This window comes from Streptomyces sp. NPDC017943, from assembly GCF_044328425.1.
GTDB lineage: Bacteria > Actinomycetota > Actinomycetes > Streptomycetales > Streptomycetaceae > Streptomyces > Streptomyces djakartensis_A.
Genome location: NZ_JBIRHH010000006.1, coordinates 52,264 through 64,785, shown reverse-complemented (window position 1 = coordinate 64,785; position 12,522 = coordinate 52,264). Strand labels below are relative to the sequence as shown.

Genomic DNA, 12,522 nt, shown 5'->3' with positions numbered 1-12,522 from the left:
GAGGCGGAAATCACCCGCCAGGTGTCGACAAATCTCCAACCTGGCGGGCCGGTTCCGGTCAGTTCGTGCCGGAACCGCTTCCGCCGAGCTTCTCGAGCCAGCCGGTCACCGTGGAGAACCAGTCGGTGAGCTGGTCCCAGTAGCCCTTGGTGGTGCCGATCCACTCCTGGAGCGGGCTCAGTTCCCACACCAGCCAGCCCGCGACGAACAGGATGACGAGCGTGAACAGACAGCCCTTGAGGCAGCCGAGCCCGGGGATGCGCATCGGATTGGCGCTGCGCTGCCGGGGCTGCCGTGGCTCGCGCTGGGGCCGCTGCGGCTGGGCCGGGGGCGCGGGCGGGGCGTAGCGCTGCGGCGGCTGCGGCCGCTGCGGCTGGGGGGCGTACTGCTGGGGCTGCGGGGCGTACTGCTGCTGTTGCTGCGGGTAGCCGTAGCCGGGGGCCGGCGGGGGCGCCTGGCGGCGCGGGGGCTGCTGGGGCCGGGCGACCTGGCGCTGCGGACGGCGGCGCAGCGGGTCCTCGTTCGGGTCGAGGTACTGGACCTGCGTCTGCTCGTTGCGGTCGCGGGCCGCGCGCAGCTGGTTCTGCCAGGGGTGCGGGTCGTCGGGACCGCCCTGCTGGTTCTGCTGTCCGGGGTGGCCGGGCGCGCCGGGCGGGACCGGCGGCATGACGGCGGTCGGGTCGGCCGCGCCACGGTGGGGCATGACGGCGGTCGGGTCGGCCGCGCCGGCCGGGCCGCCGGTGTGCGGCAGGACGCTGGTCGCGGCGTTCGGGTCGTAGGAGCCGGCGCCCTGCGGGAGGACCTGGGTCGGGTCGGCCGCCCCCGGCGTGTCCGGCACCGGCGCGGGGGCCGGGTCGGGCAGCAGGAGCGCGCCGACGCCCTCGGCGGCGGCGATCTGCGCGGAGTTCGCGTGCACCCCGATGCCCTCGGCGACGACGCGCAGGCCCCGGGCGAGGTTCAGGGCGCTGGGCCGCTCGTCGGGGTTCTTGCGCAGGCACCGCTCGATGACCGTCCACAGCGGGTCCGGGACGGTGGAGGGGCGGCGCGGCTCGGCGCTCAGGTGCTGGTGCAGCACCTCGAGGGCGGAGCCGCCGGAGAACGGCGGGCGGCCGGTGACCAGCTCGTACAGCAGGATGCCGGCGCCGTAGATGTCGACGGCGGAGGTCTGCGGACGGCCCTCGGCGGACTCGGGGGCGACGTACGCGGGCGTGCCGACGAACTCCTGGGTGCGGGTCAGGCCCGGCGAGTCGGCGAGGCGGGCGATGCCGAAGTCGGTGAGCAGCGGGTGCATCTGCCCGTCGTACTGCTTGAGCAGCACGTTGGCCGGCTTGAGGTCGCGGTGGACGACGCCGTCGGCGTGGCTGGCGGCGAGCGCGTCGGCGATCTGGGCGGTGAGCAGGGCCGCCGCGACGGGTGTGAAGGGCCCGTTCTCGCGCAGGTAGCGGTGCAGGTCGGGACCGTCGACGAGGTCCATGACCAGGGCCAGCAGCTCGCCCTCGACGACCAGGTCGCGGACCCGGACGATGTTGGGGTGGGTGAGCCGGAGCAGCACGGACCGCTCGCGCAGGAACCGCATGACGATGTCCGGGTCGCCGGCCAGCTCCTCCTTGAGGACCTTGATCGCGACGGTCTCGCCGGGCTGCCCCGGCACGGCCGCCTCGGCGCCCGCGGTCTCGCGCTGGCGGGCTCGCCAGACGGTGCCCGTGGCGCCGCGTCCGAGCGGCTCCTCGAGCAGGTACTTGCTGCCTACCGGCCGCACGTCATGCGCTCCCTGGTGCTTGCCTTGCCTGCTGGCCTGTCCGCCCCACTGTAGTGCCGGGCGCCTGAGACCGGAGTGTCGTCTTTCTGTGGGTCTTACGTAACCGCCCCCACCCTCGTTCGAAGGAAAGACGCGCACCTCGGTCGCGTGGTTGCCGGTTCCGGGCGTGACCGATCTCAAGCGGTCGCCGTGCGGGGCGTTCTCCGGCACTTTTGCGGGCAGAGCCGACCAATCAAGATCACCTTTTCCGGAGGGGCGGGCGCGTTGTCGGTGGCAGGTGCGAGGATGCGTGCAGTACTGGCCGACGTGCTGGGGCGGGGTGGGGGACCCCGCGCCCGGGCAGAAGGGACCGCTGACGGCGATGCAGATCCGGCTGACCGTCGTAGATCCGCTGGGCGCATCGGCTCCGGGGCGGGACCGCGCCCCACGCAGCGACGTCCTGGTCACGGCACCGGCCGGCACGGCGCTCGCGGCGGTGGCCTCCGCCCTCGCCCAGGCGGTCTCCGGCGGGGACGGCTCGGGCACGCCCGTGCTGTACGCGGGGGAGCAGCGGCTGGACGCCCAGCGCTGCACGCTCGGCGAGCCCCCGCTGACCGACGGTGCCGTGCTGTCCGTGGGCGCGCCCGGTGAGCCCGAGCCGCACCCCGAGCTGGCGGACGCCCCGGCGCAGCTCCAGGTCGTCGCGGGCCCCGACGCCGGCGGTGTCCATCTCCTGCACGGCGGCGAGATCCGCATCGGCCGCTCGGCCGACGCCGACGTGCCCCTCGACGACCCGGACGTCTCCCGGCTGCACTGCGCGGTGACGGTCGGGGCGGACGGCCGTGTCTCCGTCGCCGACCTGGACTCCACGAACGGCACGACCCTCGACGGCGTCCGGGTGGGCGGCCGTGCCGTCGGCCTCGCGCCGGGCGCGCTGCTGCGGATCGGCGAGTCCGCGCTGCGGCTGGCTCCGGCGGGCGGGCCCGGGGGCCGGGTGGCGACGACGCCCGACGGCGAGGGGCACGTGCGCGTGCCGGGCCCGTCGGGCGGGGAGAGCGAGCCCTCCACGGCGCCCGGGGGTCCCTCGGGTCCGACGTACCACGGCTACGGTCCGGGGTCCTGGGGCGCAGCGGGCAGCTCCGGGGCGCCCGGGGTGGTGCCCGGGCAGGGGGCGGCGCCCCGGATCGAGAACGAGGGCGCGCCGACGCGGGAGTCCGCGGACGGAGGGGGACCGGGCAGGGCCCCGCGCACGTCCTTCGAAGTAAGGCCGTCGGGTTTCGCGGTGCGGCCGCCGGAGGAGAGGTCCGGGCCGTCCCGCCGTCCGGGTGAGTCCCGTGCGCCGTCGGGCGGCGACGGGGACACGCACGCGGGGCGTTCCGGCTTCGGGGTGTTCGGCGAGGCGGCCGACGCCGGCGGGACCGCCGCCGCGCCCGGGCGGGCCGAAGCCCGTCCCGCCGTGCCGCAACCCCGGACCACGGACGGCGCGGCGACCGGCGCCGCGCGGGACGACCGCGTGGGCGCGCAGGACACCCACCGGCCGACGGCTCGCACCGGAGCCGGAGCCCCCGACCAGGGGGACGACAGCACGGGGGCGCGGGGCACCCGCCGTCCCGGAGCCGCAGGCCCCCGCGACCGCGGCGCAGACCCCTGGGACGCCCCCCGGCCCGGCGCCGCCGACCACCCCGACCGCGGCGGGGACCCCTGGGACGCCCGCCGGGGCGGAGCCGCCGACCACCCCGGCCGCGGCGGGGGCCCCTGGGACGCCCGCCGGGGCGGAGCCGCCGACGCCGCAAACCCCCACCACCGGGACGTCAGCGCAGGCCGACGGGACGCTCCCCGGCCCGGAGCCGCAGACCCTCACCACTGGGACGACAGCGCCGGAGCGCGGGGCACCCACCGTCCCGGAGCCGGCAAGCCCCACCACCGGGACGACAGCACCGGAGCGCGGGGCACCCACCGGCCCGGAGCCGGGGATCCCGGCCACTGGGACGACACCACAGGCCGGCGGGACGACCACCGTTCCGGAGGGCGGGTGTCCGATCGGCGGGACGAGGGTGCCGGTGACCGCCGGGACGAGGGTGCCGGTGACCGTGGCATCCATGCCGCCGATGCCCGCATCGACGGTCCCGCGGTCTCCGACGAGCGCGTCGGCGGGCGCAAGGGCACTCCCCTGCGGGGCACGGACGTGCCGTCGGGGACCCGCCGGCGCGGGCTGGGAGCGTGGGCGCGGCGGCTGGCCGGTGGCCGCGGGGAGCAGGCCCCGGACCCGTACGAGGTGGACGAGGACGAGCCGACCGCGGTGGTCACGCCGGAGCGTTCGGTGTTCGCCGCCGCGCCCGTGCGGGAGACCTGGCCGGACCCGGCCGCGCTGCTGCTGACGGCCCTCGGCCCGGGGCCCCGGCTCTGGGAGCGCGGGCCGGGCCACTCCGAGGCGCTGGCCGTGCGGCTGGGCACGGCCGACCGGCCCGCGCCGGACGGCTCGGGCCTGCTGCCCGCCGTGCCGATGACGGTCGGGCTGCGTGAGGTCGGCGCGCTGGGGCTGGCCGGGCCGCGGGCGCGGCTGGCCGGGCTCGCCCGCGCGGTGCTGGCACAGCTCGCCGCGCTGCACTCCCCCGACACGCTGGAGATCGTCCTGATCGCCGCGGACCGCTCGCGACCCTTGGAGGAGCGCGCGGCCGAGTGGTCCTGGCTGGGCTGGCTGCCGCACGTCCGCCCGGGGCACGGGCAGGACTGCCGGCTGCTCCTCGCCCACGACCGTGAGCAGGCCGCGGCCCGCACGGACGAGCTCACGCGCCGGCTGGAGGACCAGTCGGCCGACGCGGTGCCCGCACCCGGCGACAGCCCCTCCGTGCCCGCGCCCCGCCGCCCCTCGTGGGCCCGGGACGACGAGGCCGGCACCGGCGGGGCGACCCCCTTCCCCGGCCCGTACACCGTGCTCGTCGTCGACGGCGACCCGGGCGGGGCGGATCTGCGCAGGGCCGTGGCGCGGCTGGCGCTGGAGGGGCCCCGGGCCGGGATCCACGTCCTGTGCCTGGCCGAGACCGCCGCCGCCTCCCCGGCCTCCCCCGTGACGGATACCTACGAGGCGGCCTGCGCCGTGGCGCCGACGTTCCGGCAGTGCGGTGCCGTCGCCCTGCTCAGCGGGGACGTGGCGACGGCCCTGCGGCTCGTGCGGGTGGCCAGGGCCGGCGGCGACGGCGCACCCGCCGGGCCGGTCGGGCACGGCACGATCGCCACGGTCGACGCCGTGTCCCCCGCCTGGGCGGAGCGGTTCGCCCGGGCGCTCGCACCGCTGCGCACCGACGAGGCGGGCGGCGAACGGCAGCCGCGGGTCTCCGCTCCGCTGCCCCAGTCGGCCCGGCTGCTGGACGAACTGGGCCTGGCCCGGGCCACGCCCGCCTCCCTCATGGCGCGCTGGGCGGACGCCGCCGACGACACCGAGGCCCTGGGCGGCCGGGTGCGCGCGGTGCTGGGCGCCGGGCCGCGCGGCCCGGTGTGTGCGGACCTCGCGGCGCAGGGACCGCATCTGCTGGTCGAGGGCCCACCGGGCAGCGGCCGTACGGAGCTGCTGCGGGCGGTCGTCGCGTCGCTGGCCGCCGCCGAGCGGCCGGACCGGCTGGGCATCGTCCTGGTCGACGGCCGGGGCGGGCCGGGCGCGGGCGGCGGACCGGGCGACGGTCTGCGGCTGTGCACGGACGTACCGCACGTCACCACCTACCTCACGGCCCACGACCCGGTGCTGATGCGGGAGTTCGCGCAGTCGCTGAGTGCCGAGCTGAAGCGGCGCAGCGAGTTGCTGGGGCGATCCGGCTTCGCCGAGTGGCACACCGGGCGGGAGCTGTCGGGCCGGATGGTCACCCAGCGCACCGCGACCGGCCGGGGCGGTGCCGAGACCCCGGCGGAGGGGGCCGGGGACCTGGACTCTCCGTCCAGTTCGACCATCCGGCTGCGCCCCGGAGCCGCACGCCGGCAGACCGAGGCGGCGGCGCCCCCGCTGCCCCGGCTCGTGGTGGTGGTCGACGACCTGGACGCCCTGGTCTCCCCCGCTCTCGGCTCGACCGGGCGGCCCGCGGCCGGGTCGGTGATGCGCGCCCTGGAGGCCGTGGCCCGTGAGGGCGAGCGGCTCGGGGTGCACCTGGTGGCCGCCACCGGCCCCTGCCCGCGCACCGCGGAGACCGAACCGGCCCGCCGGGCCACCCTGCGCGTCACGCTCGACGAACCCGCCCCGGGCCCGGACGAACCCGCGCCGGGCCGCGGCACCCTGACCGGGGCGGACGGGCGCGGCATCCCGTTCCAGGGAGGGCGGGTCACCGGCCGGATCCCGCGGACGGCGACGCTGCGCCCCACGGTCGTACCCCTGGAATGGCACCGCATGGGTGACCCTCCGGCCCGGCGTCCGGTGCGGGAGCTCGGAAACGGCCCGACCGACCTGGCACTGTTGGCCAGCGCGCTGGAAAGGGCGGCGCGGGAGGTCGCGGCGGTGCGGGTGCCGTCGCTCCTGTGACAGGGCACGGCCCCCGGTCCCATTGGACGGCCCCGGCCACGCCCCTGGTCACGAGGGAGTCACGATCGACCGGTTGACAGCGGACGCCATCTTGCCGCCCCCACACACCCGGGCGTAGACCAGATCGCACGGGAGCGCGCTCGACGTTCGACGAGGAACGAAGAACGGGGCAGTCATGCGCATGACGAGCAGGACCATCCGGACACGCCGGTCGCCCGAGCGGGACGGGACGACCCCCCACAGCCGTACGGCCACCAGGGCCGCGGCGGCCGTCGCCGCGGGAGCGCTCGCGCTCTCGCTCTCCGCCTGCGGAGGCAGCGACGACGGCAGCAGCAGTGGCAGCACGCCCGACTCCGACGAGACCGCAAGCAACGTCACCCTGCCGAAGCTGGACGGGACGAGCCTCGAGGTCGCCGCCGTGTGGAGCGGCACCGAACAGGCGAACTTCAAGAAGGTGCTGCAGGAGTTCGAGAAGCGCACGGGCGCCAAGGTGACGTTCGTGCCCGCGCAGGACCCGATCATCAACTTCATCGGCTCCAAGGTGGCCGGCGGGCAGCCGCCGGACATCGCGATGCTGCCGCAGCCCGGTGCCATCAAGCAGGCCGTCGACAAGGGCTGGGCCAAGCCGCTGGGCTCCGAGGCCCTCAAGGAACTCGGCGAGAACTACTCACAGGGCTGGCAGGACATCGGCAAGGTCGGCGGCAAGCAGTACGGGGTCTACTACAAGGCCGCCAACAAGTCGCTGATCTGGTACAACAACCAGGTCTTCGAGAACGCCGGGGCGAAGGAGCCCGAGACCTGGCCGGAGCTGCTGGACACCGCGCAGACGGTGTTCGACTCCGGCGTCACACCGTTCTCGGTCGGCGGCTCCGAGGGCTGGACGCTCACCGACTGGTTCGAGAACGTCTACCTCTCCCAGGCCGGGCCGGAGAAGTACGACCAGCTGGCCAAGCACGAGATCAAGTGGACGGACCCGTCCGTCAAGGACGCGCTCACCACCCTCGCGCAGGTCTGGGGCAAGCCCGACTGGATCGCGGGCGAGGCGAACGGGGCGTTGCAGACCGACTTCCCGGCCTCCGTCACACAGGTGTTCACCGGCGGGGACCAGCCCAAGGCCGCCATGGTCGCCGCGGGCGACTTCGCCCAGGTCAACATCCCCAAGAGCATGAAGGTCGGCACGGACGCGAAGGTGTTCCCCTTCCCGGCGGTCGGCGACAACGGCCCGGTCGTCTCGGGCGGTGACGCGGCCGTGATCCTGGAGGACTCGAAGGGGGCGCAGGCGCTCGCCACCTGGCTGGCCTCCCCGGACGCGGCGACCATCCAGGCGAAGCTCGGCGGTTACCTCTCGCCGAACAAGAACGTGCCGAACTCCGCCTACCCGAACCCGGTGCAGCAGAAGATCGCCAAGGCGCTCATCGACGCCGGTGACGACTTCCGCTTCGACATGTCCGACCAGGCACCGCAGGCCTTCGGCGGCACGCCCGGAAAGGGTGAGTGGAAGATCCTGCAGGACTTCCTGAAGAACCCCGAGGACGTGGCGGGCACGCAGGCGAAGCTGGAGGCCGAAGCGGCCGCGGCGTACGGGAACTGATGTCATGACGTCGGCCACGGCGGCAGGGGGCACCACGCCTCCTGCCGCTCCCAAGTCGCGCAAGAGTGTGACCGGCACCCGCAGGACCGTCGCGGCGCTGTTCCTGCTGCCCGCCCTCGTCCTGCTCGGCGCGCTCGTGGTGTACCCGATCGGGTACTCGGTGGTCCGCAGCTTCTACGACCAGTCCGGCGACGGCTTCGCCGGCATCGACAACTACAAGGCCCTCTTCACCGACGAGGGCATCCGCACCGCGCTGAAGAACAACATCATCTGGGTGGTGTTCGCGCCCACGGTGGCGACGGCCCTCGGCCTGGTCTTCGCGGTGCTGACCGAACGGGTGCGCTGGGGAACGGCGTTCAAGCTGGTCGTCTTCATGCCGATGGCGATCTCCATGCTGGCGGCGGGCATCATCTTCCGCCTGGTGTACGACCAGGACCCGGACAAGGGCGTGGCGAACGCGGTGTGGGTGGGGGTCCACGACACCTTCGCCCAGTCCTCGGCGTTCCCCAAGGCCCACCCGGGCCGGCAGTCGCCGCTGGCGCCGGCCGGGGGCGGGGCGTTCGTCACCACGTCGCCGGTGCGCGCCGGCGAGGCCGTCTCGCTGCCGCTGGTCGGCGTGGCGCCGGACCTGATGCCGGACGACGCGGAACCGGCCGCGGCGCCGGAGCCCGAGCCGGGCAAGGTGACCGGCACGACCTGGCAGGACTTCACGCGCGGCAAGGGCGTCGGCACGCTGAACGGCGTCGACCCGGCCGAGCTGGGCTACGCCGGGATGTGGATCGAGGCCGTGAAGGACGGCAGGGTCGTGGCCTCCACGACGGCCGCGGGCGACGGCACCTTCACGCTGCCCGCGGCGGCCGACGGGGCGCAACTGCGGCTCCCGGCGAGCAACTTCAAGGAACCGTACAACGGCGTCGACTGGCTCGGCCCGTCCCTGGTCACCCCGGCCATCATCGGCTCGTACATCTGGATGTGGGCGGGCTTCGCGATGGTGCTGATCGCGGCCGGGCTCGCGAGTGTGCCCCGGGAGCTGATGGAGGCGGCCCGGGTCGACGGTGCGAGTGAGTGGCAGGTGTTCCGACGCGTCACGGTGCCGCTGCTGGCGCCGGTCCTCGCGGTCGTCGCCGTCACCCTGATGATCAACGTGCTGAAGGTCTTCGACCTGGTCTTCATCATCGCCCCGGGCTCCTCCCAGGACGACGCGAACGTCCTCGCCCTGGAGCTGTACCGCAAGGGCTTCTCCGAGGACCAGCCGGGCATCGCCAGTGCCATCTCGGTGTTCCTGCTGCTCCTGGTCATCCCGGTGATGTGGTTCAACGTACGCCGGCTCAGGCGGGAGGTGCGGCGATGAAGGCCGGGCGGCAGTCACTGGGATCGCGGCTCGCGGGGGCGGTCAGCGGCGGGGTGCTGCGGGTGTTCCTCGTCGTCGTGGGGCTGTTCTGGCTGGTGCCGACCATCGGGCTGCTGCTGTCCAGCCTCCGTTCGCCCGAGGACATCGCGGCGAGCGGCTGGTGGAAGGTGTTCACCGAGCCCTCGCAGATCACCTTCGACAGCTACGCGAAGCTGCTGCAGAACGAGGACATCACCGGCTCCCTGCTGAACACCGTCTGGATCACCGTGCCGGCGACGGTGCTGGTCGTGATCATCGGCTCGCTCGCCGGCTACGCCTTCGCGTGGATGGAGTTCCCCGGCCGGGACTGGTGGTTCCTGGGCGTGGTCGGGCTGTTGGTGGTGCCCGTGCAGGTCGCGCTCATCCCGATCGCCGAACTGTTCGGCACCATCGGCATCTTCGGATCGGTGCTCGGCGTGGTGCTGTTCCACGTCGGCTTCGGACTGCCGTTCGCGGTGTTCCTCCTGCGCAACTTCTTCGCGGAGATCCCGCGGGAGCTGCTGGAGGCGGCCCGGCTGGACGGCGCGGGTGAACTGCGCCTGTTCTTCCGGGTGGTCATGCCGCTGGGGGCTCCGGCGATCGCCGCGCTCGGCATCTTCCAGTTCCTGTGGGTGTGGAACGACCTGCTGGTCGCACTGATCTTCTCCGACTCCGGGAGCCAGCCGATCACGGTCGCACTCCAGACGCAGGTACGGCAGTTCGGCAACAACATCGATGTGCTGGCGCCCGGCGCGTTCATCTCGATGGTGGTCCCGCTGGCCGTGTTCTTCGCGTTCCAGCGGCAGTTCGTGTCCGGCGTCATGGCCGGAGCGGTCAAGTAGGCGCTGCAAGGCGCGAGTTGAAGGGGCGGGTCCGGAGCGGCCCGCCCCTTCGGCGTTCCCCCGGATGACGTAGCCGCCGTAACCAACCGGCCCCACCGGCCGTTCCCGGGCCGAACGCCCGCGCCGACCGATGGATGCCTCTTGCCCAGGTTCAGTGTCATTGTCCCCGCGTACCAGGTTCAGGCGTACCTGCACGAGTGCCTCGAATCGGTGCTCTCCCAGTCCTGTCCCGATCTGGAACTGATCGTCGTCGACGACGCCTCGCCGGACGCGTGCGGGGCGATCATCGACGAGTTCGCCGCGCGCGACCCGCGCGTTCGCCCCGTCCACCTGCCCGAGAACGTCGGCCTGGGTCCCGCCAGGAACGCCGGGGCGGCCCAGGCCTGCGGCGACTACCTGCTCTTCCTGGACAGCGACGACACCCTCACCCCGGACTCGCTGCGCTTCATCGCCGACCGGCTCAAGGAGACGGGCGAGCCCGACGTCCTCGTCTTCGACTACGCGCGCACCTACTGGACCGGGGAGGCGGTCCGCAACCAGGCGGCCCTGCACCTGAGCGAGCAGGGCCCGGCCCCGTTCCGCCTGGAGGACCGCCCCGGTCTGCTGCGGCTGCTGATGGTCGCCTGGAACAAGGCCTACCGGCGGGAGTTCGTCGAGGCGAAGGGGTTCGCGTTCCCGCCCGGTTGGTACGAGGACACGCCCTGGACGTACCCGGTGCTGATGACGGCGGACTCCCTCGCGACCCTCGACCGGGTGTGCGTGCACTACCGGCAGCGGCGGCAGGGCAGCATCCTGCGCACCACCAGCGACCGGCACTTCGACGTGTTCGACCAGTACGACCGGGTCTTCGCGTTCCTCGACGGGCGTCCCGAGCTGGCCCGGTGGCGGCCGGTGCTGTTCCGCCGCATGGTCCACCACCTGGCGATCGTCTACGCGCGGCGGGACCGGCTGCCCCGCGGATCCCGCGCACGGTTCCTGCGCCGGGCCCGCACCCACTACCGCCGCTACCGCACCCCCGGCGCCCCCGTCCCCCTGCGGTGCCGCATCCACCACACCCTGATCCGCTTCGGCCTGCACCGCACCTACCGCGCCCTCCAGCTGGCGTCGGCCGTGCACCGCGCCGCCGCCCGGACCACGCGGCGGCTGCGGCGCGGCCTGCGGTCGGCCGGGCTGCGGGCCCACTACCGCGTGCAGCGCTGCCTGCCCCTGCGCGCCGACCGGGCCGTGTTCAGCGCCTACGACGGGCGCGGCCACAGTTGCAGCCCGGGGGCGCTGGAGAGCGCGTTCCGCGGCCTCGCCCCGCACGTGCGCACCGCGTGGGCCGCCCGTCCCGAGCACCACCACGCGATCCCGCCGGGTCCCCGCCGGCTGGTGCCCGGCACGGCCGCCTACTGGACGGCGCTCGCCCGTTCCCGGTACCTGGTCAGCAACACCGGCTTCGACCACGGCCTCGCCAAACGCCGGGGCCAGGTCCTGATCCAGACCGGGCAGGGCACCCCGCTCGGGCACATCGGCCTGGACCTCCAGGAGCGCCCGGCGGCGGCCCGCGGCCGGGACTTCCGGCGGCTGCTGAAGGACGTCGACGCCTGGGACTACGTGCTGTCGGCCAACCGCCACACGACTCTGACGCACCAGCGCGTCCACCCCGGCCGCTACACCACGCTGGAGTACGGCTGCCCGCGCAACGACGTGTTCCGGACGGCCACGGCGGCGGACGTGACCCGGCTGCGCTCCTCCCTGGGCATCCCCGAGGGCACGGTGGCGATCCTGTACGCGCCGACCCACCGCGACTACCGCCGCTCCCAGCGCCACAGCCTCGACCTGCAGCGGATCGTGCGCCGCCTGGGCCCGCGCTACATGGTCCTGGCCCGCGCCCACCACGCCTACGGCACCCCGCTGACCGAGGGCGGCGGCCGGGTCGTCGACGTCTCCGGGCACCCGAGCGTGGAGTCGCTCTGCCTGGCCTCGGACGCCCTGGTCACGGACTACTCGTCGCTGATGTTCGACTACGCCAACCTCGACCGGCCCATCGTCATCCACGCCGACGACTGGGAGGCCTACGAGGCGGCCCGCGGCACCTACTTCGACCTGCGCGCCTTCCCGCCCGGCGCCATCGCCCGCGGCGAGGACGAACTGATCGACATCTTCGCCACCGGCCACTGGCGGGGCTCCCGCTCCGCTCAACTGCGCTCGGCGTTCCGCAGGCGGTTCTGCACCTGGGACGACGGCCGGGCCGCCGAGCGGGTGGTGCGCCGGGTCGTCCTCGGGGAGACCGAACTGCCCCCGGTCGTGCCGCTGGAGGAGCGCTGCCCGGTGCCGTCGGTGGCGGCCGCACTGCCCCGGGAGCCGCTCGCCACGGTGCCGCGGCCGGCGGGCCCCGGGGTCGTGACCGACGTCCTGTGACCACGCCCGCCCGGGCGGCCCGCATGCCGTGCGGCCCGTCGCGGCCGGCGCCCGTGCCCCGTCCCACCCGCCCAC

The 12,522-nt window shown here is 74.7% G+C and carries 6 protein-coding genes; 5 read left to right on the top strand and 1 reads right to left on the bottom strand.

Annotated elements, in window-relative coordinates; translation table 11 throughout:
• Positions 1 to 58: 58 nt before the first annotated feature.
• Positions 59 to 1,759 (bottom strand): serine/threonine-protein kinase, encoded by a 1,701-nt coding sequence (locus ACH4C6_RS20280; RefSeq protein ID WP_398109982.1) that lies wholly within the window; start codon positions 1,757 to 1,759, stop codon positions 59 to 61.
• A 361-nt stretch (positions 1,760 to 2,120) separates the two neighbouring features.
• Here ACH4C6_RS20280 and ACH4C6_RS20275 point away from each other — a divergent pair, with 361 nt between their 5' ends.
• The 5 genes from ACH4C6_RS20275 (at position 2,121) to ACH4C6_RS20255 (ending at position 12,447) form a co-directional block, all read left to right on the top strand.
• Positions 2,121 to 6,242: an FHA domain-containing protein gene (locus ACH4C6_RS20275; protein ID WP_398110426.1), complete on the top strand. Its 4,122-nt coding sequence runs from the start codon at positions 2,121 to 2,123 to the stop codon at positions 6,240 to 6,242.
• Between the two features lie 175 nt (positions 6,243 to 6,417).
• The gene (locus ACH4C6_RS20270; protein WP_398109981.1) at positions 6,418 to 7,833 is read left to right on the top strand and encodes an ABC transporter substrate-binding protein; all 1,416 of its coding nucleotides are present in this window, start codon (positions 6,418 to 6,420) and stop codon (positions 7,831 to 7,833) included.
• A gap of 4 nt (positions 7,834 to 7,837) precedes the next feature.
• Positions 7,838 to 9,184, top strand: coding sequence for a carbohydrate ABC transporter permease (locus ACH4C6_RS20265; protein ID WP_398109980.1), 1,347 nt, complete (start codon positions 7,838 to 7,840; stop codon positions 9,182 to 9,184).
• A complete protein-coding gene (locus tag ACH4C6_RS20260) occupies positions 9,181 to 10,044 on the top strand; it encodes a carbohydrate ABC transporter permease (RefSeq protein WP_398109979.1) in 864 nt (287 codons plus the stop codon). The genes ACH4C6_RS20265 and ACH4C6_RS20260 overlap by 4 nt, the downstream gene beginning before the upstream one ends.
• A 141-nt stretch (positions 10,045 to 10,185) precedes the next feature.
• Entirely contained in the window at positions 10,186 to 12,447 is a 2,262-nt protein-coding gene (locus ACH4C6_RS20255; RefSeq protein WP_398109978.1) for a CDP-glycerol glycerophosphotransferase family protein, read from the top strand.
• Positions 12,448 to 12,522 lie beyond the last annotated feature (75 nt).